Below are 19,754 nucleotides of genomic sequence, written 5' to 3'. Positions count from 1 at the left end.
GCGGTGTCAGCCCGTGGAGAAGCTGTAAGTCCTGTGTCTCTTTGATGAGGCATGGGCGGGGTTCTGTGAAGCGGGAATCTTCGCCATTCATGGCGAGGAGGATGTCAAGGACTGCGTTGTACCGCAGCCGCCCCGCACTGTCCAGCGGCAGACGTGCAAAAAAAAGCCACCCGCAGGGGGTGGCGACAAGGAGACAAGGAGACAAGGAGATCAATTCAAGCCAGCCACACGTGCTGGCGCCAAAGGGGCATCAGATGTAGTGCGGCATGCTGCGGCCTCCTACCTTGATGCAGCCATCGCTGCCCATCACGTTGTCGCGGGGGCTGGCCTGGGTGCGCTGCTCCAGGCCGGCCACGATGTTTTCTGCTATGCGTCGCGCCGTACCCGCCAGCAGCAGGCTGCCGGCAAACACCACCGCCCACAGCGCCACCCAGACGGTCAACAGGTGGTCTTCAGCCCAGGTGTCCATCAGCTGGTTCACCGTCACCGCCAGTGCAGCCACCGCAGCGGCCAGCAGCAGCGCCGACAGCACGCGGTCGCTGTGGCCGCGTGCGGCCTGGTCGGCCTGCGCCAGGGCGGCGGCGGCCTGAGCGGGAGCGGAAAAGTTCGGTACAGTGCGCATGGAATTTCTTTCTGGGCGGGTTGCGTGACAACTCAATGGGTGCGATATTAGGGTAAACCCGATGTATCGGCCAATTTATTTTGATGATGCCATCCATAACAAAAACGCATGAATGACCTGAACTTCCGCACCCTGGACCTGAACCTGCTGCGTGTGTTCGACGAAGTGATGGCCGAACGCAACCTGACCCGTGCCGCCAGCAACCTGGCCACCACCCAGCCCGCCGTCAGCAACGCGCTGCGCCGCCTGCGTGAGCTGGTGGGCGACGACCTGGTGCGCCGCAGCGGCTACGGCGTCGAGCCCACCCCGCTGGCCTTGACGCTGTGGCCCACCGTGCGCGACGCGTTGCGCCAGCTGCGCGAATCGCTGGCGCCGGGCACCTTCGAGCCCGCCACCGCGCAGAACCACTTTGTGCTGGCCATGGCCGATGCCACCTCGGCCAAGATCATGCCCGGCCTGGTGGACATCCTCGACCGCGAGGCGCCGGGCGTGACCCTGCGCGTGCTGCCCCTGACCACGCGCGACCCGCGCCACCTGCTGGACCAAGGCCATGTGGACGCCGCCATCGGCCACTTTCCGGGCGTGCTGGCCGAGATGAACGCCTCGCACCTCAACGAGCACGCGCCGCGCTTCATGTCGCGCCGTCTCTACGGCGGCGAGTACGTGGTGGTGATGCGCAAGGGCCACCCGCTGGCCAGCCGCGCGCTCACGCTCGACGAGTTCTGCGCCGCGCGCCACCTGCTGGTCAGCTTCTCGGGGCGGCCCTTCGGCTTTGTGGACGAGGCGCTGGCCGCCGTCTCGCGCCGCCGCCGCGTGGTGCTCACCGTCAACCAGTTCTTCACCGCCGGGCAGGTGGTGGCCACGTCGGACCTGCTGACCGTGCTGCCGCTGCACTTCCTGGGCAGCACCGGGCGCGAGAGCGAGCTGGTACACCGCCCGATCCCGCTGGACGTGCCCGCCGTGCACGTGGACATCCTGTGGCACCGCCAGCACCAGGGCGTCAGCGCCCACCGCTGGCTGCGCGACGCCATCTGGCGCACCGTGCGCAACCACCACCCCGACGCGCCCGAAAGCCCCGAGGAGCCGCTGCCGTGAAGATCCAGCTCCTGAGCGACTTGCACCTGGAGGCCAACCCCGACTTCGTGCCCCGGCCCGCCCCCGGCGCCGACGTGCTGGTGCTGGCGGGCGACATCGGCTCCTACCAGAAGCGCAAGGACGGCACCCGCATGCACGAGCCCGACTGGGGCCTGCGCCGCTTTGCCCCGCTGGCCAGCGGCGGGCCGTGGCCGCAGCGGCCGGTGCTGTTCGTGCCCGGCAACCACGAGTACGACCGCCAGGACTTTGACCACGCGCACCAGCGCCTGCGCGCCACCTGCGAGCGCCTGGGCCTGATCTGGCTGGAGCGCGAAAGCCTGGTGATTGCTGGTGTGCGCTTCATCGGCACCACGCTCTGGAGCGACTTCGAGGCCCTGGCCACGCCGCCGGTCAAGCAGCGCAACACCGCCGGCCCCAGCCTGCCCCCGCTGGCCTACAGCCTGCAACAGCGCGACAAGGCCTTTCGCGCCGCCAACTTCTACCTCAACAAGGCCGCCACCACGCGCCAGCAGCGCCTGTTCGACGCCGCCGCCATGCGTGAGCACGCGCTGCACTGCCAGCACTGGCTGCGCCAGGCCCTGCTGCAACCGTTCGATGGCCCCACCGTGGTGGTGACGCACTTTGCGCCCAGCCTGCGCAGCGCCGACCCGCGCTACGGCCTCACGCCCGGCACCGCCGGTTTCTGCAACGCCTTGGACGACCTGCTGCCCCATGCCGATCTGTGGCTGCACGGCCACGTGCATTGCGCGCACGACTACCGCGTGGGCCGCTGCCGCGTGGTGGCCAACCCACTGGGCTACGAGAGCAAGCACGAGCAAGTCGGCTTTCTGCCGCAGCACTGCCTGAGCGTGGCCTGACGCCATCCACAACGCTGCGTCGCCCTTTGGGGGACAATCCACGCCCTATGCCGTCTCTGTCCTCCCCCTCCCTTATTGATGACGCCTGCGTGCAGGCCCTGCAGCTGCCCGAATCCGCCCCTTTGCGCGCCGCGCTGGGCCGCTTTGCCACCGGTGTCACCATCGTGACCGCCTGCGCCCCCGACGGGCAGCCGGTGGGCCTGACGGTCAGCTCCTTCAACTCGGTGTCGCTGGCGCCGCCGCTGGTGCTGTGGAGCCTGGCCCACACCTCGGGCAGCATGGCGGCGTTCCTGCAGGCGTCGCACTACGCCATCCACGTGCTCAGCGCCGAGCAGCGCGCGCTGGCCGAGCGTTTTGCCAGCAAGGGCGTAGACCGCTGGCAGGATCTGCCCCTGACCACGGGCGCCGGTGGCGTGCCGCTGCTGCCGGGCGCGGTGGCCGTGTTTGAGTGCCGCAGCCGCAGCCGCTACGACGAAGGCGACCACGTGATCTTTGTGGGCGAGGTGGAACGCTGCGCCCACCGCACCGACCTGGCGCCGCTGCTGTACCACGGCGGCCGCCTGCTGACCGAACCTGCGCTGTGAAGCCCGCCGAGCGCAAGACCCACCTCGATGGCGTGGCGGTGGCGCTGCTGCTGGTGTGCTGCGCGTTCTGGGGCTTCCAGCAAATCCTCATCAAGTCCACCGTGCAGGAGGTGCCGCCGCTGTGGCAGGCCTCGCTGCGCTTTGGTGGCGCCACCGTGCTGCTGTGGCTGTGGAGCCGCTGGCGTGGCATTCCGCTGTTCCGGCACGATGGCACCTGGCGCATGGGCCTGCTGGCCGGGGTACTGTTTGCGGGCGAATTTGCCTGCATCTACCTGGGCATGATGCACACCACCGCCTCGCGCCTGACGGTGTTTCTCTACACCGGCCCGTTCGTGATGGCATTGCTGATTCCGCGCTGGGCGCCCAGCGAGCGGCTGCGGCGTTGGCAGTGGGTGGGGCTGGTGCTGGCGTTTGCCTCGGTGGCGCTGGCGTTCAGCGAAGGCCTGACCGCCCCCGGCGCCCAGCCCAGCCAGCTCAAGGGCGACCTGATCGCGCTGGCGGCCGGCGTGCTGTGGGGCCTGACCACGCTGGTGATCCGCACCACCTGCCTGGCGCACAGCACGCCCGAGAAAAACCTGTTCTACCAAGTGGCCGTGACGGCGCTGGTGGCGCCGCTGCTGTCGTGGGCACTGGGCGAGCCGTGGCGGCTGGACTATTCCAGCCAAGCCTGGGCTTCGGTGGCGGCGCAGACCGTGGTGGGCGCCTTTGCCAGCTACTTGGCCTGGATGTGGCTGCTGCGCCACTACCCCACCACGCAGGCCTCGGCATTCGCGTTCCTGACGCCGGTGTTTGCGCTGCTGTTTGGCGTCGGGCTGCTGGGCGAGCCGTGGTCGCTGCAGCTGCTGCTGGCGCTGACCGGGGTGGCCGTGGGCATTGTGCTGGTGAACAAACGCACCTGAAACGCCATGCGCCCCCGCTGGTGCGCCGCTTTCAGGTCAGCTGCACCCCTTCAAACACGGGGCTGAGTTCGTCCACCCAGTGGTCGGCCTCGGTCTCGCCAATGTCCAGGTGCGCCAGGCAGGCCGGGCCGAACTTGGTCCATTCGCGCAACTCGGGCAGGCCTTCGTACTGGTGCACCAGGTGGTCGCCAATCAGGCCCAGCGCCACCAGGTTGCGCACCGTGGGGCTGAACTCGTCCGAGCCCAGGCAGGTGAAGTCGTGGTGCAGCCGGATGGCCACCGCCACCTCGGGCGGCAGGTGCCAGGTGCGCGCCACGATCGCGCCCACCACGGCGTGGTCGGTGCGGTGGTTGGCGTTTTCGGTCTGGATGAAGGTGCGGTCCTTGCGCGCCAGCGCCTCGGTCATGGTGCTGGCATAGCCCTTGACACCGCGCAGCATCACCGCCAGCCCCACGTGGCAGAACAGGCCAAAGCTGTACGCCACGTTGGGGTCCAGGTTGTAGAGCTGGTGCCCGATGTGCTGGCAGGCCAGCGCGCGCCGGGTCGAGCTTTCCCAGAAATGCCCCAGCACCGGCGACTGCACCTGCAGCGCGTTGCGGGTCAGAAAGCCGGTGAGCAGTTGCACCGCCGGGCGCACGCCCAGCACCGTCAGCGCCTGGCCCACGGTGTGGATGGGCTGGTGCAGGCCGTAGAACGGGCTGTTGGCCTGGCGTATCAGCGCGGCGGCCATGGCCACGTCGGCCCCGGCAATCTGGTCGAGCGCGGCCACGTCGGGCTCGCCGTACGAGGTGGCCTCCTGCAGCTGGCGCAGCAGTTCGGGGCAGGGCGGGATGATGATGTCGCGCACCGGGCCGCTGCGGCGTGCGCGGTCCAGTTCGTCTTGGATGCGTTGGGTAGCGGTCACGGTGGGCGTGTTCTTGGCGTGAAGGGCGTGGACGTTAGATGGTCGATTGTGCCCGCACCACGCCAGGCGGGCTGGGTGGCGTGCAAGCATGCCACAGACGGGCAACAAAAAAGCACTTAGGCGGGTGATGCGCTAAGTGCTTTTTGTTTGGTATTTCTGGTGGGCCCTGAGTGACTCGAACACTCGACCTACGGATTAAGAGTCCGCTGCTCTACCAACTGAGCTAAGAGCCCTGAGAAGCCATGATTGTAGCGCGATTTTGGGCGATTTTCAAAAGTGGGCACCAAATTGTTGCGCCGCCAGCGGCCAGCAGCGCACGTGGGCCAGCTGGGCCGCCCAGGCGGCAGGGGGTGGGCCGGGGGGCGTGTCGCCGTCGATGATGCAGACGGTGGCGTGCTGGCGCACCAGCTGGCGCCACAGCCGCTCGGCGTCGGGCTCGTCCACATCGCCGCAGGGGTGGCCGTCGTACAGCACCAGCGTGGTGCCGTTTGCCAGACAGCCCGGGGCCAGCGGCCACAGGCTGTGCAGCGGGCTGGCGGCCCAGTACAGCCGCTCGTGCCGTTCGCCTGGAGGGTGCGCTGCATGGCTGTCGCGCAGCTCCATCGCCCGGCAGAGGGCCTGTTGTGTGGCCAGCGTTGCCTGGTGGCTGTGGGTCACGGCCTGTGGCGTTTGCCCGGCGGGCACGGGCGGGCGCTCCAGCCACAGCGGGTGCCCGGCAGGAAGGGTCACGGGCACAAAGGCCTGGGTGGTGGCGTTGTCGCGTGCGCACAGGGTGTCCAGGTCGATGGCGCCATGTACCCGTTCGGCGGCGCAGGGGGTGCGCCACACCACCAGCTGTTCCACGCTGGGCAGGCTGGTGCGCAGCTCGTGCAGGGTGTGGGCGCGGTCGTGCGGCTGGCCGCCCCAGTACAGGCCATCGGCCCCCAGCAGCACCTTGGGGTGCAGGCCGCGCCAGCGGTCCAGCGCCTGGGCCACGTCCAGCAGCGGGTGGCCGTGGCTGCACACCGCACCGATGCTGGCGCAGGCCAACGCCGCCACCATCACCTCGGGCACATGCGGCAGGTACAGCGCCACCACATCACCCGGTTGCAGCCCCATGCCCTGCAACGCCAGTGCCAGCGACGCCGCCCGCTGGCGCAAGTCCGGCCAGCCCAGCGTGCGTCGGCGCCCCTGTTCGTCCAGGCCGATGAGGGCGGGCAGCCCACTGCCGGTGTCTGCCAGGGTGTGGCGCCACACCGCATCGGCCCAGTTGGTGTGGGCTGCGTTGGCAGATGGGGTGGCGGGCAGGGGGGCGTTGGGTTCCATGGGGGCGCGTGGCAGGCGTAAAGAAGGGGGGCCGGGCTGGCTTGCGCTAAAAATTGTAGGCGCTACACTGGACTGCTCCAACAGGAGCATCACCATGAACCCCGTCCTTTCCACCGCCGCATCGGGCTTGCAGGCGGCGCAGGCGCGCCTGAACAGCACGGCCCACAACGTGGCCAACGCCCAGACCGAAGGCTTCCAGCGCCAGCAAACCACCGGCCAGGCCCTGCCCAGCGGCGGCGTGCAAACCCAGACCGGTCGCGTGCCCCAGCCCGGTGCCGACCTGGTGCAGGACACGGTGGAGCGCATCTCCGCCGCCTACAGCTTCCAGGCCAACCTCAAGACCGTGCAGACCGCCGACGCCATGCTGGGTGCGCTGCTCGACACCCGCGCCTGAGGCTCCGCGCGCCCACCCGGCCCAACAAAAATGCCAGCGGGCTTGCACCGGCTGGCATCTGAAAAAGGCATCTCTTGGGGACGCTGGTTTGCGTGTTGTTGGATTTGGGCTTGTCTCCTCAGTCCTCTCGCTTGGCGGGGTTGTGGCGCTTGGCCATTCCCTGCGAGTGGTAAGATTCTAGTCAGTTCTATTCAGCAATAGCATAGGGACTTACCCGCATTTCCAGGGTCTTTTGGCACCTCCCGTGCCGCTTGCTGCGATCAGGTGCCCACCACCTGCATCGGCACGCGCGGCGACACCGCACACAGCAGTTCATAACTGATGGTGCCCGCCGCGTGGGCCACCTCGTCCACCGCCAGCACCGCGCCGTGCTGGCTGCGCCCCCACAACACCACCTCATCGCCCAACTGGCAGGGGCCGTGTGCGGCTTCCACAGGGGTCAAGTCCACCGTGAGCATGTCCATGCTCACGCGCCCCACCAGCCGCGTGCGCACGCCGCGTACCAGTACCGGGGTACCTACCTCGGCGGTACCGGGCGCGTGGCGCGGGTAGCCGTCGGCGTAACCGCACGCCACCACGCCCAGCCGCATGGCGTGCGGCGCCACAAAGGTGGAGCCATAGCCCACGCTGTCGCCCGCCTGCAGTTGCTGGATGCCAATCAGCCGGCTGCTCAGGGTCATGGCCGGTTGCAAGTCCCAGTGCTGCTGCGGGTGGCGTTCGGGGTGGTCGGGCGCGGCGCCGTACAGCGCAATGCCGGGGCGCACCCAGTCGGCGGCCAGGGCGGGGTGGTGCGGGGCGTGGCGCAGCGCGGCGGCGCTGTTGCACAGGCTGCGCTCGCCGGGCAGGTCGGCGGTGGTGGCCACAAAGGCGTCCACCTGGTGCGCCAGCCCCTGCTGGCCAAAGCGCTCGCCATCGGCGTCGCTGAAGTGGGTGATGAGCGAGATCTCGTCCACCTGCGGCAGGCTGTTGAGCCGCGCCCAGGCGGCCCTGAATGCATCGGGCGTGAAGCCCAGCCGGTTCATGCCCGAGTTGAGCTTGAGGAACACCCGGTGCGGCGTGTGCGTCTTGTGCGCCGCCAGCCAGTCGATCTGCTCGGTGCAATGCACCACGTGCCACAGGTTCAGGCGCGAGCACAGCTCCAGGTCGCGCGCCTCGAAGCAGCCTTCCAGCAGCAGGATGGGGCCGCGCCAGTCCAGCGCGCGCAGGCGCTGCGCTTCGCTCAGGTCCAGCAGCGCAAAGCCGTCGGCGCCGCGCAGGGCCTCGAACACGTGCTCCAGCCCGTGGCCGTAGGCGTTGGCCTTGGCCACGGCCCAGATGCGGGCATCGGGCGCGGCCTGGCGTACCCGTGCTAGGTTGTGGCGCAACGCGCCCAGGTGGATGGTGGCAAGAATAGGACGTGGCATGGCAGACAATCACACAAGCTGGTGGCGCGCGCCGCCGCTGGCTCGCGGATGGGCCCGGCGGGCCGCCCGGGGTGGGCATGCTATAACGCGCGCTTTACCAAAAACAGACACGGCCCCGCTGGGGGGCCACCTCGCCACTGTTGCACAAAATGGCGGGACTTCCCTCTGTTTGCCCATTTTTTGCCAATATGAAGCGTGGTTTCTACACGATTATGACGGCGCAGTTCTTCAGCTCGCTGGCCGACAACGCCCTGTTTGTCGTTGCGGTGGAGCTGTTGCGCAGCCGTCACGCCCCCGAGTGGCAAAGCGCGGCGCTGGTGCCCATGTTTGCACTGTTCTACGTGGTGCTGGCGCCGTTCGTGGGCGCCTTTGCCGATGCGCGGCCCAAGGGTCAGGTCATGTTCTTCAGCAACGCCATCAAGGTGGTGGGCTGCCTGTTGATGCTCACCGGCCTGCATCCGCTGCTGGCGTACGCGGTGGTGGGGCTGGGCGCGGCGGCGTATTCGCCCGCCAAGTACGGCATCCTGACCGAGCTGCTGCCGCCGTCCCAACTGGTCAAGGCCAATGGCTGGATCGAGGGCCTGACCATCGCCTCCATCATCCTGGGCGTGGTGCTGGGCGGGCAACTGGTGGGCCCGGTGGTGTCGGGCTGGCTGCTGGGGCTGGACGTGCCGGGCTTGCACACCGGCTTTGACCGCCCGGCCGAAGCCGCCATTGCCTGCCTGGTGCTGGTGTATGCGCTGGCGGCGTGGTTCAACACCTGCATTCCACGCACCGGGGCCGAGCTGCGCCCCATGCCCGCCAGCACGCTGGCGCTGCTGCCCGACTTCTGGCGCTGCAACTGCCGCCTGTGGTGCGACCGGCTGGGCCAGATCTCGCTGGCCACCACCACGCTGTTCTGGGGCGTGAGCGGTAACCTGCGCTACATCGTGCTGGCGTGGGCGGCGGCGGCGCTGGGCTACAGCACCACGCAGGCGTCGTCGCTGGTGGGGGTGGTGGCCATTGGCACCGCCGCCGGGGCGGTGGCCGCGTCCATGAAGATGCGGCTGGAGCACGCCACCCGCGTCATGCCGCTGGGCATCGGCATGGGCCTGCTGGTGATCCTGATGAACTTCATCGACAACGTGTGGCTGGCCGCGCCGTTTCTGGTGGCGCTGGGGGCGCTGGGCGGCTTTCTGGTGGTGCCCATGAATGCGCTGCTGCAACACCGGGGCCACAACCTGATGGGCGCCGGGCGCTCCATTGCGGTGCAAAACTTCAACGAGCAAAGCTGCATCCTGCTGCTGGGGGGGCTGTACAGCTTTTCCACCGGCGTGGGCCTGTCGGCGTTTGGCGCCATTACCGCGTTTGGCCTGGTGGTGGCGGCGGTGATGTGGGTCATCCAGCTCTGGCACCGCCACAACGAGCGCAACCACCCGCACGAGCTCGAGCACCTGCTCGACATCGCCCGCCGCGACGACCTGCACGGCTGAGCGCGCCGCACATCTTGCGGCATCCTGTCCGGGCTACAGCCAGCGCAGCAGCGGTGCTGCCAGCCACGGCAGCACCAGCGCGCTGAACAGCGCCGTCAGGCCCATGGCCAGGCCGGCAAAGGCGCCGGTTTCCTCATCGATCTGGAACGCGCGCGCGGTGCCGATGCCGTGCGCCGCCACGCCCAGCGCCAGCCCGCGCACCATCGGGTCGTCAGCGATATGCAGGCGCGCAAACCACCAGCGCGCCGAGGCCGCACCCACAATGCCGGTAGTCACCACCAGCACCGCCGTCAGCGACGGCAGGCCGCCCAGCTGTTGCGAAATCCCCATCGCCACCGGCGTCGTCACCGACTTGGGTACCAGCGAGGCCAGCGTACTTTTTGATGCGCCCAGCGCCCAGGCCAGCCCCAACGCGCTGGCGGTGGTGGTCAGCGTGCCCACCACAATGCCGCCCAGCAGCGGCAGCCAGGCGTGCCGCAGGCGCCGGCTTTGCTCGAACAGTGGCACCGCCAGCGCCACCGTGGCCGGCCCCAGCAGAAAATGCACCAGCTGCGCGCTCTCAAAATAGGTGGCGTAGGGCGTGCCACTGAGCCACAGCACCCCGCTCAGGCCCGCGATCGACAGCGCCACCGGGTTCACCAGCGGGTTGTGCCCGCTGCGCTGGTACAGCGCCAGTGCCAGCAGGTACACCAGCAGCGTGATGCTCAGCCACCACAGCGGCGTGCCCAGCCACTGCGCCCAGAAATCGGCAGGTGCCATGCTTTACTCCGATCCTGTGGGGGTGTGCGCCGTCGTATCGGCGCCCCGGCCGCGGCGCAGCAGCCACACGGTGGTCCAGGCCGTCACGGCCAGCCCGATCCAGGTGCTCACCAGCACCGCCGCACCAATGGCCAGCGCCTCGTCGCCTAGGCGCTGCAGGTGCAGCATGATGCCCACCCCCGCCGGCACAAACAGCAGCGACAAATGTTGCAGCAGCCCCGCCGCCGTGCCCTTGAGCACCGGCAGCCACCCCGGGCGCAGCAGCAACAGCCCCCACAGCAGCGCCATGCCCAGCACCGGCCCGGGCACCGGCCAGGCCAGTGCGCGCACCACCATTTCACCCAACAGTTGCAATGTCAACAAAGCGGCCAGAGCGTGCAGCATAAGAGCGTGTCGCAATCACAAGAAACCCGGCAACGGGGCCCAACACCAGTGCGGGTAGTGTAGCGGTTGGGGCAATTCGCTACACTGCCCGCATGTTGTGGGTCAAATCTTTTCATATCGTGTTCGTGGCCAGCTGGTTTGCGGGCCTGTTCTACCTGCCGCGCATCTTCGTCAACCTGGCCATGACCGACGCGGGCAGCCTGTCCGAGCGGGCCCGCCTGTTGCTGATGGCGCGCAAGCTCATGCGCTTCATGACGCTGCTGGCGGTGCCCGCCGTGGTGCTGGGGCTGGTGCTGTGGCTGTACTACGGCATCGGCAAATATGGCCCCGGCAACGGCTGGATGCACGCCAAGCTGCTGGTCGTGGTGCTGCTGCTGGGCTACCACCACGCCTGCGGCCGCATCCTCAAGCGGTTTGAGCGCAATGACAACCAGCGCAGCCACGTCTGGTACCGCTGGTTCAACGAGGCGCCTGTGGTGATGATGGTGATCGCGGTGGTGCTGGTGGTCGTCAAGCCGTTCTGAGTGCCATGGCCGCAGCGGGCGGTTCCTCCCCGTGCGCACCGGCGCCGCCGCAGCCGCTGGCGCGCCACCACAGCATCGCCTGGCCGCTGGCGCTGGGGCTGGTCTGCCTGATTGCCTACGCCAGCCTGTACCCCTTTGTGGACTGGCGCCAGCAGGGCATGGTGCCGTGGGCCTACCTGAGCGCGCCCTGGCCGCGTTACTGGATCACGTTTGACGTGGTGGCCAACTTCCTGGGTTACTTGCCGCTGGGCCTGCTGCTCACAGTCGGCGCGTTGCGCTCGGGCCGTTCGGGCTGGGCGGCGGCGCGCTGGGGCGTGCTGGGCCCGGCGCTGCTGTCGCTGCTGCTGGAATCGCTGCAGAGCTACCTGCCGCAGCGCGTGCCCTCGCAGGCCGACGTGCTGCTCAACGGCGGCGGCGGCGTGGCCGGCGCAGTGCTGGCGCTGCTGCTGTGGCGCTGGCGCCTGCTGGGGTCGTGGTCGCAGTTCCGCCAGCGCTGGTTTGTGCCGCACACGGGCGCGGGCCTGGTGGCCTTGCTGCTGTGGCCGTGGGCGTTGCTGTACCCGTCGTCGGTGCCCTACGGCGTGGGCCACGTCTGGCCGCGCTTGGAGCTGGCCCTGCAGCAGCACCTGCAAGACCTGCCGTGGGCGCTGGCCTGGGTGCCCGTGGCCGTGCCCAGCCTGCCCCTAAGCCCGCTGGCCGAGGCGGTGGTGGTGGCGCTGTCGCTGGCTGCGCCGCTGCTGCTGGGCTACGCGCTGCTGTGCCGCACTTGGCAGCGCCTGCTGTGGGCGCTGCTGCTGCTGGGGCTGGCGGTGGGGGTGGCGGCGCTGTCGGCGGCGCTCACGTACGGCCCGCTGCGCACCTGGGTCTGGCTCACGGCACCGGTGCTGCTGGGGTTGGGCCTGCTGGGTGCTTTGGCCGTGGTGGCGCTGCGCTGGTCGCACCGCGCCTGCACCGTGCTGATGCTGCTGGCGCTGACGGTGGCGCTGGTGCTGCTCAACCAGGCGCCCGAAAGCGCCTACCTGGCGCAATCGCTGGAACGCTGGCAGCAAGACCGCTTCATCCGCTTCCATGGCCTGTCGCAGTGGCTGGGCTGGGGCTGGCCCTTTGCGGTACTGTGGGCGGGGTTGCGCATGGCGCTGCGGCCACACGGCCCCACTACAATCCCTGCGCATGACTGACACCACACCTTCCTACTACCAGCGCCACATCTTTTTCTGCCTCAACCAGCGCGACAACGGCCAGGCCTGCTGCGCCGAGCTGGGCGCCCAGCAAGGCTTTGAGCGCTGCAAGGCCCAGGTCAAGGAACTCGGCCTGGCGGGCCCGGGCAAGGTGCGCGTCAACAAGGCCGGTTGCCTGGACCGCTGCGCCGGCGGCCCGGTAGCGGTGGTCTACCCCGAGGCGGTGTGGTACACCTTCGTGGACGACAGCGACATCGACGAGATCGTCACCTCCCACCTGCGCGACGGTGTGGTGGTCGAGCGCCTGCTCACCCCGCCCGACGTGGGCCGTTGACACCGGGAGCGCACGCATGAACATCCACACCGAAACCGTGCTGATGCCCGGCCCGGCGGGTACGCTGGAACTCGCTATCGACCGGCCTGCCACCCCGCGCGCCGGCGGCGGCGTGGCCGTGGTGTCGCATCCGCACCCGCTGTTTGGTGGCACCCTGCACAACAAGGTGGTGCAGACCCTGACCCGCGCCTGCGTGCAGGCGGGCTGGACGGCGGTGCGCCACAACTTCCGTGGCGTGGGCCAAAGCCAGGGCGAGCACGACCACGGCGTGGGCGAGGTCACCGACCTGCTGGCAGTCATCGCAGCCCAGGCTCCCACCGGCCCGCTGGTGCTGGCCGGGTTCTCGTTCGGCGCCTTCGTCATCTGCCAGGCGCTGGCGCAGTTGCAGGCTCTGCCCGCCCCGCGCGTGCCGGAGAAGATCATCCTCGTTGGCACCGCCACCAGCCGCTTCCAGGTCGCCCCGGTGGCGCCGGAACTCCACGACCGCACCCTGGTCGTACACGGCGAGCACGACGACACCGTGCCCCTGGCCTCGGTGCTGGACTGGGCGCGGCCCCAGGCCCTGCCGGTCACGGTGGTGCCGGGCGTCGAACACTTCTTCCACGGGCGCCTGCCGTTGCTCAAGGCCCTGGCCTTGCGCCACCTGGCGGCAGCTCCCCTTTGAACCGAATCTCTGAACGTGAGGGCCTTTCCTTTGTTGTCTGAAGTCATGTTGCACGGCCGCCGCTGGCTGCTGGGTGCCGCGCTGGGCCTGGCCGCGCTGGTGCCGCTGGGCGCGCAAACCCTGCCGCCGCCCGAAATCGCCGCCCGCGCCTACCTGCTGTTCGATGCCACCACCAACCAGGTGCTGGCCGCCAAGGACGCCGACACCCCGGTCGAGCCCGCCTCGCTGACCAAGCTCATGGCGGCCTACCTGGTGTTTGACGCGCTCAAGGCCAAGAAAATCACGCTGGCCCAGACCTTCAGCGTCAGCGAGCGCGCCTGGAAGATGCCCGGCTCGCGCATGTTCATCGACCCCAAGATGCAAGTCCCGGTCGAAGACCTGCTCAAGGGCATGATCGTGCAGTCCGGCAACGACGCCACCGTGGCGCTGGCCGAGGGCGTGGGCGGCACCGTCGAGCGCTTCGTCGAGCTCATGAACCAGCAGGCGCAAGTGCTGGGCATGCGCAACACCCACTACAAGAACCCCGAAGGCCTGACCGAGGCCGGGCACGTCACCACCGCGCGCGACCTCTCCATCCTGGCCACCCGCCTGATGCAGGACTTCCCGCAGTACGTGGGCTACTACGCCATCCAGCGTTACCGCTACCCCGGCACGCCAGCGGCCAACGAGCTCAACCGCAACCTGCTGCTGTTCCGCGACCCCACGGTCGATGGCCTCAAGACTGGCCACACCAACGCCGCCGGCTACTGCCTGGTGGCCACCGCCAAGCGCCAGTTCCCGGCCCTGGGCAAGGACGCCGCCGGCCAGCGCCGCCTGATCAGCGTCATGCTGGGCGCCGCCAACGAAAACGCCCGCGCCACCGAAAGCCAGAAGCTGCTCAACTGGGGCTACTCCGCCTACGAGGCCGTGCGCCTGTTCGCGCCGGGTCAGGCCGTGGTCACGCCCACCGTCTGGAAGGGCCAGGCGGGCCAGGCCAAGCTCGGCCGCCCCGACGGCGTGGTTGTCAGCGTGCCAGCGGGTGAAGCCGCGCGCCTGAAAACCGAAGTCCTGCGCACCGACCCGCTCATCGCCCCGCTGCAAAAGGGCGAACCCCTGGGCACCCTGCGCGTGACCACCGCCAGCGGCGCCGTGGTGACAGAAGTGCCGCTGTTCGTGCTTGAAACCGTGGAAGAAGCCGGCCCCGTGGGCCGCCTGTGGGACGCGCTGCGCCTGTGGATCCAGTAAAGCAGTTGCCTTGCACCCATCGGGCGTGATACATTAGAGGGCTTTTCGGAAACATCCGAAGGGCTTTCCGTTTTCAATTTCAAACGTTTAGGGACGTTTCAATGCCAACCATCAACCAGCTCGTCCGTCAGGGGCGGGAGGTCGAAAAGACCAAGTCCAAATCTCCCGCGATGGAGAACTGCCCCCAGCGCCGTGGCGTGTGTACCCGTGTGTACACCACCACCCCCAAGAAGCCGAACTCCGCGCTGCGTAAAGTCGCCAAGGTGCGCCTGACCAACGGCTTCGAAGTCATCTCCTACATCGGCGGTGAAGGCCACAACCTGCAAGAGCACAGCGTGGTGCTGGTGCGCGGCGGCCGTGTGAAAGACTTGCCGGGTGTGCGTTACCACATCGTGCGCGGTTCGCTCGACCTGCAAGGCGTCAAAGACCGCAAGCAGTCGCGCTCCAAGTACGGCGCCAAGAAGCCCAAGGCCAAGTAAGCCTGGCCCCTTCGGGTGTCAAGAATTCGGTGCTGTTGGCCGCGTGGCGCGGTTCAGGCAGCGCAATGACCCTCAATGTGCACGCTGTGTGCGCACGGGTCGAGTAAGTGAGAGTTGGGAATAGCTCTCGCGGTGCCGCCAAGCCGGTGCCAACTGAAGCAACAGAGGTCAAACATGCCACGTCGTCGCGAAGTCCCTAAACGTGAAATTCTGCCGGATCCCAAGTTCGGCAATGTCGAGCTGTCCAAATTCATGAACGTGATCATGGAAGGCGGCAAAAAGGCGGTTGCAGAGCGCATCATCTACGGTGCCCTGGAACAAATGGAAAAGAAGACCGGCAAGGATCCGCTGGAACTCTTCACCACCGCCATCAACAACGTCAAGCCGCTGGTGGAAGTCAAGTCCCGCCGCGTCGGTGGCGCCAACTACCAGGTGCCGGTCGAAGTGCGCCCGGTGCGCCGTCTGGCCCTGTCCATGCGCTGGATCAAGGTCGCTGCCCGCAAGCGCAGCGAGAAGTCCATGGCCCTGCGCCTGGCCAACGAGCTGCTGGAAGCCACGGAAGGCCGTGGCGGCGCCATGAAGCGCCGCGACGAAGTGCACCGCATGGCCGACGCCAACAAGGCGTTCAGCCACTTCCGCTTCTAAGCCCCGCGCTGTTATAGCATCCCGCAAGGCCCGCAGCACTCTCACAAGGGGTGGCGGGCTTTGCCCGTATCTTTCGGAGAAATTTTCATGGCACGTACCACGCCCCTCGCGCGTTACCGCAACATCGGTATTTCGGCCCACATCGACGCCGGCAAGACCACCACCACCGAACGCATCCTGTTCTACACCGGCGTGAGCCACAAGATCGGTGAAGTGCACGACGGCGCTGCCACCATGGACTGGATGGAGCAGGAACAGGAACGTGGTATCACCATCACCTCGGCCGCCACCACCTGCTTCTGGAAAGGGATGGACAACACCTTCCCCGAGCACCGCTTCAACATCATCGACACCCCCGGTCACGTGGACTTCACCATCGAGGTGGAGCGTTCCATGCGCGTGCTCGACGGCGCCTGCATGGTGTACTGCGCCGTGGGTGGCGTGCAGCCGCAGTCCGAGACCGTGTGGCGCCAGGCCAACAAGTACAAGGTGCCGCGTCTGGCCTTCGTGAACAAGATGGATCGCACCGGCGCCAACTTCTTCAAGGTCGTGGACCAGATCAAGACCCGCCTGAAGGGCAACCCCGTGCCGATCGTGATCCCGATCGGTGCCGAGGAAAACTTCAAGGGCGTGGTGGATCTGCGCAAGATGAAGGCCATCATTTGGGATGAAGCCTCCCAGGGCATGAAGTTCAGCTACGAGGAAATTCCGGCCGAGCTGCTGGAGCTGGCCAAGGAATGGCGCGAGAAGATGGTCGAAGCCGCCGCCGAATCGAGCGAAGAGCTGATGGACAAGTACCTCGGTGGCGAAGAGCTGACCGAAGAGGAAATCACCGCCGGTCTGCGTGCGCGCACCCTGGCGACCGAAATCCAGCCCATGCTGTGCGGCACCGCGTTCAAGAACAAGGGCGTGCAGCGCATGCTCGACGCCGTGATTGAACTGCTGCCTTCCCCGGTGGACATCCCCCCGGTCGGTGGCACCGACGAAAACGAAGAGCCGACCAGCCGCAAGGCCGACGACGAGGAAAAGCTGTCCGCGCTGGCGTTCAAGCTGATGACCGACCCGTTCGTGGGCCAGCTGACCTTCGTGCGCGTGTACTCCGGCGTCCTCAAGAAGGGCGACACCGTGTACAACGCCGTCAAGGGCAAGAAGGAGCGCATTGGCCGTATCGTGCAGATGCACGCCAACAACCGCCAGGAAGTTGAAGAAATCCGCGCCGGCGACATCGCCGCCTGCGTGGGCCTGAAGGACGTCACCACCGGTGAAACCCTGTGCGACCCGTCCGCCATCATCGCGCTGGAAAAGATGGTGTTCCCGGAGCCGGTGATTGCCCAGGCCGTCGAGCCCAAGACCAAGACCGACCAGGAAAAGATGGGCATCGCCCTCAACCGCCTGGCCGCCGAAGATCCGTCCTTCCGCGTGCGCACCGACGAAGAATCCGGTCAGACCATCATCGCTGGCATGGGCGAGCTGCACCTGGACATCATCGTGGACCGCATGAAGCGCGAATTCGGTGTGGAAGCCAACGTCGGCAAGCCGCAAGTGGCCTACCGCGAAACCATCCGTGGCACCGTGAACGAAGCCGAAGGCAAGTTCGTGCGCCAGTCCGGTGGCAAGGGCCAGTACGGTCACGTCGTGCTCAAGATCGAACCGCAAGAGGCCGGCAAGGGCTTCGAATTCGTGGACGCGATCAAGGGCGGTGTGGTGCCGCGCGAATTCATCCCGGCGGTGGAAAAGGGCATCCAGGAAGCTCTGGGCCAAGGCGTGCTGGCCGGTTACCCGGTGGTGGACGTCAAGGTCACGCTGCACTTCGGTTCGTACCACGATGTGGACTCGAACGAACTGGCGTTCAAGATGGCCGCCATCTTCGGCTTCAAGGAAGGTTGCAAGAAGGCCCAGCCGGTCATTCTGGAACCTATGATGGCCGTGGAAGTGGAAACGCCAGAAGACTACGCCGGTACCGTGATGGGCGACTTGTCGAGCCGCCGCGGCATGGTGCAGGGCATGGACGACATGGTTGGCGGTGGCAAGGCCATCAAGGCCGAAGTGCCGCTGTCCGAAATGTTCGGCTACTCCACCGCGCTGCGTTCGGCCACCCAAGGTCGCGCCACCTACACCATGGAATTCAAGCACTACTCGGAAGCCCCGCGCAACGTGCAAGAAGCCATCATGGCCGCCCGCGCCAAGTAAACCCCAGCCCACCGGAGCCGTCACCGGCTTCGGTTAAATTCCCGGTCTGCGACTGCACGCCGCCTTGTGCCCGTGCGAGACGATCCCGCAGTGCAGTGCAGACCTTAAACCCCCACACGGGCCTTGTTCTTTTTTGAAGGAATTGCATCATGGCAAAAGAAAAGTTTGAGCGGACCAAGCCGCACGTCAACGTCGGCACCATCGGTCACGTCGACCACGGCAAGACCACCCTGACCGCTGCAATCGCGACCGTGCTGTCCAAGAAATTCGGCGGCGAAGCCAAGGCCTACGACCAGATCGACGCCGCTCCGGAAGAAAAAGCCCGCGGCATCACCATCAACACCGCCCACGTGGAATACGAAACGGCCAACCGCCACTACGCCCACGTGGACTGCCCCGGCCACGCCGACTACGTCAAGAACATGATCACCGGTGCCGCCCAGATGGACGGCGCGATCCTGGTGTGTTCCGCCGCCGACGGCCCGATGCCCCAAACCCGCGAACACATCCTGCTGTCGCGTCAGGTGGGCGTGCCCTACATCATCGTGTTCCTGAACAAGGCCGACCTGGTGGACGACGAAGAGCTGCTGGAACTGGTCGAAATGGAAGTGCGCGAGCTGCTGTCCAAGTACGACTTCCCGGGCGACGACACCCCCATCATCAAGGGTTCGGCCCGTCTGGCCCTGGACGGCGACACCGGCCCGCTGGGCGAGCAAGCCATCATGGCCCTGGCCGACGCGCTGGACACCTACATCCCCACCCCTGAGCGTGCCGTGGACGGCGCCTTCCTGATGCCCGTGGAAGACGTGTTCTCCATCTCTGGCCGTGGTACCGTGGTGACGGGCCGTATCGAGCGCGGTATCGTCAAGGTCGGTGAAGAAATCGAAATCGTCGGTATCTCCAACACCCAGAAGACCACCTGCACCGGCGTGGAAATGTTCCGCAAGCTGCTGGACCAAGGCCAAGCTGGCGACAACGTCGGTATCCTGCTGCGCGGCACCAAGCGCGAAGACGTGCAGCGCGGCCAAGTGCTGTGCAAGCCCGGTTCGATCAAGCCGCACACCCACTTCACCGGCGAAGTGTACGTGCTGTCCAAGGACGAAGGCGGCCGTCACACCCCGTTCTTCAACAACTACCGTCCGCAGTTCTACTTCCGCACCACCGACGTGACCGGCTCCATCGAGCTGCCCGAAGGCAAGGAAATGGTCATGCCGGGCGACAACGTGTCGATCACCGTCAAGCTGATTGCCCCGATCGCCATGGAAGAAGGTCTGCGTTTCGCCATCCGTGAAGGCGGCCGCACCGTCGGCGCCGGCGTGGTGGCCAAGATTCTTGACTGATTTCCGTTGAACAGTGGTCGGCCGGCATGCGCCGGTCGGCTTCTTTTTCAGCGCATTCGCTCTCCCGAACTTTTAGGAACCAGTCATGAACAAGCAAAAAATCCGTATCCGCCTGAAGGCTTTTGATTACAAGCTGATCGACGCCTCGGCCGCCGAAATCGTTGACACCGCCAAGCGCACCGGCGCCATCGTCAAGGGCCCGGTGCCCCTGCCGACCCGCATGAAGCGTTTCGACATCCTGCGTTCGCCCCACGTCAACAAGACCAGCCGCGACCAGCTCGAGATCCGCACCCACCAGCGCCTGATGGACATCGTGGATCCGACCGACAAGACCGTGGACGCGCTGATGAAGCTCGACCTGCCGGCTGGCGTGGACGTCGAAATCAAGCTGCAATAACATCGCCGCGCGTCCGGGCCACCGGCAACGCTTGCATGTTCAAAGCCTGCGGTGTAGAATCGCAGGCTTTTCAGCACTTCAGATGCTGTGCTGGCTTTGCC

General features: G+C 67.1%; 22 protein-coding genes and 1 tRNA gene. 16 read left to right on the top strand and 7 right to left on the bottom strand.

From position 1 onward, the window contains the following. Positions 1-250 precede the first annotated feature (250 nt). On the bottom strand, positions 251-622 hold the full coding sequence (locus tag CON76_RS08955; protein WP_101103015.1) for a hypothetical protein: 372 nt from the start codon (positions 620-622) through the stop codon (positions 251-253). Positions 623-730: 108 nt separating this feature from the next. Here CON76_RS08955 and CON76_RS08950 point away from each other — a divergent pair, with 108 nt between their 5' ends. The 4 genes from CON76_RS08950 to CON76_RS08935 are packed head-to-tail and all read left to right on the top strand — an operon-like array spanning position 731 to position 4,057. Continuing rightward, positions 731-1,717 carry a LysR family transcriptional regulator gene (locus CON76_RS08950; RefSeq protein WP_101103014.1) on the top strand — a complete coding sequence of 329 codons (987 nt, stop codon included), beginning with the start codon at positions 731-733 and terminating at the stop codon, positions 1,715-1,717. Beyond that, entirely contained in the window at positions 1,714-2,574 is an 861-nt protein-coding gene (locus CON76_RS08945) for a metallophosphoesterase (protein ID WP_101103013.1), read from the top strand. The genes CON76_RS08950 and CON76_RS08945 overlap by 4 nt, the downstream gene beginning before the upstream one ends. Positions 2,575-2,621: 47 nt before the next feature. Continuing rightward, a complete protein-coding gene (locus CON76_RS08940) occupies positions 2,622-3,158 on the top strand; it encodes a flavin reductase family protein (protein WP_101103012.1) in 537 nt (178 codons plus the stop codon). After that, positions 3,155-4,057 carry a DMT family transporter gene (locus tag CON76_RS08935; protein WP_101103011.1) on the top strand — a complete coding sequence of 301 codons (903 nt, stop codon included), beginning with the start codon at positions 3,155-3,157 and terminating at the stop codon, positions 4,055-4,057. Before CON76_RS08940 ends, CON76_RS08935 begins: the two co-directional genes overlap by 4 nt. Before the next feature lie 31 nt (positions 4,058-4,088). On the opposite strand, the gene CON76_RS08930 is transcribed toward CON76_RS08935, so the two are convergent. The 3 genes from CON76_RS08930 to CON76_RS08920 form a co-directional block, all read right to left on the bottom strand. Beyond that, complete coding sequence (locus CON76_RS08930) at positions 4,089-4,961, bottom strand: HDOD domain-containing protein (RefSeq protein WP_240592818.1); 873 nt, start codon at positions 4,959-4,961, stop codon at positions 4,089-4,091. A gap of 157 nt (positions 4,962-5,118) precedes the next feature. Next, positions 5,119-5,194 (bottom strand) — tRNA-Lys (locus CON76_RS08925). Positions 5,195-5,231: 37 nt separating this feature from the next. Further along, positions 5,232-6,266 carry an AMP-binding protein gene (locus tag CON76_RS08920; protein WP_169929022.1) on the bottom strand — a complete coding sequence of 345 codons (1,035 nt, stop codon included), beginning with the start codon at positions 6,264-6,266 and terminating at the stop codon, positions 5,232-5,234. Positions 6,267-6,360: 94 nt separating this feature from the next. On the opposite strand from CON76_RS08920, the gene CON76_RS08915 reads away from it, so the two are divergent. Further along, positions 6,361-6,660 carry a flagellar basal body protein gene (locus CON76_RS08915; RefSeq protein WP_101103008.1) on the top strand — a complete coding sequence of 100 codons (300 nt, stop codon included), beginning with the start codon at positions 6,361-6,363 and terminating at the stop codon, positions 6,658-6,660. Positions 6,661-6,920: 260 nt separating this feature from the next. Here CON76_RS08915 and alr read toward each other — a convergent pair whose 3' ends face one another. Beyond that, a complete protein-coding gene (alr, locus tag CON76_RS08910) occupies positions 6,921-8,063 on the bottom strand; it encodes an alanine racemase (RefSeq protein ID WP_101103007.1) in 1,143 nt (380 codons plus the stop codon). A 188-nt stretch (positions 8,064-8,251) separates the two neighbouring features. Here alr and lplT point away from each other — a divergent pair, with 188 nt between their 5' ends. Beyond that, a complete protein-coding gene (lplT, locus tag CON76_RS08905; RefSeq protein ID WP_101103006.1) occupies positions 8,252-9,535 on the top strand; it encodes a lysophospholipid transporter LplT in 1,284 nt (427 codons plus the stop codon). 33 nt (positions 9,536-9,568) lie between these two features. Here lplT and CON76_RS08900 read toward each other — a convergent pair whose 3' ends face one another. Both CON76_RS08900 and CON76_RS08895 read right to left on the bottom strand, forming a co-directional pair. Continuing rightward, positions 9,569-10,294 (bottom strand): LrgB family protein, encoded by a 726-nt coding sequence (locus CON76_RS08900; RefSeq protein WP_101103005.1) that lies wholly within the window; start codon positions 10,292-10,294, stop codon positions 9,569-9,571. 3 nt (positions 10,295-10,297) lie between these two features. Continuing rightward, a complete protein-coding gene (locus tag CON76_RS08895) occupies positions 10,298-10,678 on the bottom strand; it encodes a CidA/LrgA family protein (RefSeq protein WP_101103004.1) in 381 nt (126 codons plus the stop codon). A gap of 92 nt (positions 10,679-10,770) precedes the next feature. Here CON76_RS08895 and CON76_RS08890 point away from each other — a divergent pair, with 92 nt between their 5' ends. The 10 genes from CON76_RS08890 to rpsJ all read left to right on the top strand — a co-directional run bounded on the left by CON76_RS08890 (position 10,771) and on the right by rpsJ (position 19,653). Then, entirely contained in the window at positions 10,771-11,202 is a 432-nt protein-coding gene (locus CON76_RS08890; RefSeq protein ID WP_101103003.1) for a CopD family protein, read from the top strand. Between the two features lie 5 nt (positions 11,203-11,207). Continuing rightward, the gene (locus CON76_RS08885; protein ID WP_101103002.1) at positions 11,208-12,380 is read left to right on the top strand and encodes a VanZ family protein; all 1,173 of its coding nucleotides are present in this window, start codon (positions 11,208-11,210) and stop codon (positions 12,378-12,380) included. After that, positions 12,373-12,714: a (2Fe-2S) ferredoxin domain-containing protein gene (locus tag CON76_RS08880; protein WP_101103001.1), complete on the top strand. Its 342-nt coding sequence runs from the start codon at positions 12,373-12,375 to the stop codon at positions 12,712-12,714. The genes CON76_RS08885 and CON76_RS08880 overlap by 8 nt, the downstream gene beginning before the upstream one ends. 16 nt (positions 12,715-12,730) lie before the next feature. Beyond that, complete coding sequence (locus CON76_RS08875) at positions 12,731-13,378, top strand: alpha/beta hydrolase (RefSeq protein ID WP_101103000.1); 648 nt, start codon at positions 12,731-12,733, stop codon at positions 13,376-13,378. A gap of 45 nt (positions 13,379-13,423) precedes the next feature. After that, entirely contained in the window at positions 13,424-14,602 is a 1,179-nt protein-coding gene (locus tag CON76_RS08870; protein ID WP_101102999.1) for a D-alanyl-D-alanine carboxypeptidase family protein, read from the top strand. A gap of 101 nt (positions 14,603-14,703) precedes the next feature. Then, on the top strand, positions 14,704-15,081 hold the full coding sequence (gene rpsL, locus CON76_RS08865; RefSeq protein WP_101102998.1) for a 30S ribosomal protein S12: 378 nt from the start codon (positions 14,704-14,706) through the stop codon (positions 15,079-15,081). Between the two features lie 174 nt (positions 15,082-15,255). Then, positions 15,256-15,726, top strand: coding sequence for a 30S ribosomal protein S7 (gene rpsG, locus CON76_RS08860; protein WP_101102997.1), 471 nt, complete (start codon positions 15,256-15,258; stop codon positions 15,724-15,726). An 87-nt stretch (positions 15,727-15,813) separates the two neighbouring features. Continuing rightward, a complete protein-coding gene (gene fusA, locus CON76_RS08855) occupies positions 15,814-17,916 on the top strand; it encodes an elongation factor G (RefSeq protein WP_101102996.1) in 2,103 nt (700 codons plus the stop codon). Positions 17,917-18,065: 149 nt separating this feature from the next. Continuing rightward, positions 18,066-19,256 carry an elongation factor Tu gene (tuf, locus tag CON76_RS08850; protein ID WP_101102995.1) on the top strand — a complete coding sequence of 397 codons (1,191 nt, stop codon included), beginning with the start codon at positions 18,066-18,068 and terminating at the stop codon, positions 19,254-19,256. Between the two features lie 85 nt (positions 19,257-19,341). Further along, the gene (gene rpsJ, locus CON76_RS08845; protein ID WP_101102994.1) at positions 19,342-19,653 is read left to right on the top strand and encodes a 30S ribosomal protein S10; all 312 of its coding nucleotides are present in this window, start codon (positions 19,342-19,344) and stop codon (positions 19,651-19,653) included. Positions 19,654-19,754 lie beyond the last annotated feature (101 nt).

Source organism: Macromonas bipunctata, assembly GCF_002837135.1.
GTDB classification, from domain to species: domain Bacteria; phylum Pseudomonadota; class Gammaproteobacteria; order Burkholderiales; family Burkholderiaceae_C; genus Macromonas_A; species Macromonas_A bipunctata.
The sequence above is the reverse complement of the archived record's forward strand: the minus strand, read 5'-3'. Positions and strand labels throughout refer to the sequence as shown.

Excerpts from the sequence above, each read along its gene's own strand:
- CON76_RS08955 (WP_101103015.1), bottom strand. The coding sequence starts at position 622 with ATGCGCACTGTACCGAACTTTTCCGCTCCCGCTCAGGCCGCCGCCGCC.
- CON76_RS08950 (WP_101103014.1), top strand. The coding sequence starts at position 731 with ATGAATGACCTGAACTTCCGCACCCTGGACCTGAACCTGCTGCGTGTG.
- CON76_RS08940 (WP_101103012.1), top strand. The coding sequence starts at position 2,622 with ATGCCGTCTCTGTCCTCCCCCTCCCTTATTGATGACGCCTGCGTGCAG.
- CON76_RS08920 (WP_169929022.1), bottom strand. The coding sequence starts at position 6,266 with ATGGAACCCAACGCCCCCCTGCCCGCCACCCCATCTGCCAACGCAGCC.
- CON76_RS08915 (WP_101103008.1), top strand. The coding sequence starts at position 6,361 with ATGAACCCCGTCCTTTCCACCGCCGCATCGGGCTTGCAGGCGGCGCAG.
- alr (WP_101103007.1), bottom strand. The coding sequence starts at position 8,063 with ATGCCACGTCCTATTCTTGCCACCATCCACCTGGGCGCGTTGCGCCAC.
- lplT (WP_101103006.1), top strand. The coding sequence starts at position 8,252 with ATGAAGCGTGGTTTCTACACGATTATGACGGCGCAGTTCTTCAGCTCG.
- CON76_RS08900 (WP_101103005.1), bottom strand. The coding sequence starts at position 10,294 with ATGGCACCTGCCGATTTCTGGGCGCAGTGGCTGGGCACGCCGCTGTGG.
- CON76_RS08895 (WP_101103004.1), bottom strand. The coding sequence starts at position 10,678 with ATGCTGCACGCTCTGGCCGCTTTGTTGACATTGCAACTGTTGGGTGAA.
- CON76_RS08890 (WP_101103003.1), top strand. The coding sequence starts at position 10,771 with ATGTTGTGGGTCAAATCTTTTCATATCGTGTTCGTGGCCAGCTGGTTT.
- CON76_RS08885 (WP_101103002.1), top strand. The coding sequence starts at position 11,208 with ATGGCCGCAGCGGGCGGTTCCTCCCCGTGCGCACCGGCGCCGCCGCAG.
- CON76_RS08880 (WP_101103001.1), top strand. The coding sequence starts at position 12,373 with ATGACTGACACCACACCTTCCTACTACCAGCGCCACATCTTTTTCTGC.
- CON76_RS08875 (WP_101103000.1), top strand. The coding sequence starts at position 12,731 with ATGAACATCCACACCGAAACCGTGCTGATGCCCGGCCCGGCGGGTACG.
- CON76_RS08870 (WP_101102999.1), top strand. The coding sequence starts at position 13,424 with ATGTTGCACGGCCGCCGCTGGCTGCTGGGTGCCGCGCTGGGCCTGGCC.
- rpsL (WP_101102998.1), top strand. The coding sequence starts at position 14,704 with ATGCCAACCATCAACCAGCTCGTCCGTCAGGGGCGGGAGGTCGAAAAG.
- rpsG (WP_101102997.1), top strand. The coding sequence starts at position 15,256 with ATGCCACGTCGTCGCGAAGTCCCTAAACGTGAAATTCTGCCGGATCCC.
- fusA (WP_101102996.1), top strand. The coding sequence starts at position 15,814 with ATGGCACGTACCACGCCCCTCGCGCGTTACCGCAACATCGGTATTTCG.
- tuf (WP_101102995.1), top strand. The coding sequence starts at position 18,066 with ATGGCAAAAGAAAAGTTTGAGCGGACCAAGCCGCACGTCAACGTCGGC.
- rpsJ (WP_101102994.1), top strand. The coding sequence starts at position 19,342 with ATGAACAAGCAAAAAATCCGTATCCGCCTGAAGGCTTTTGATTACAAG.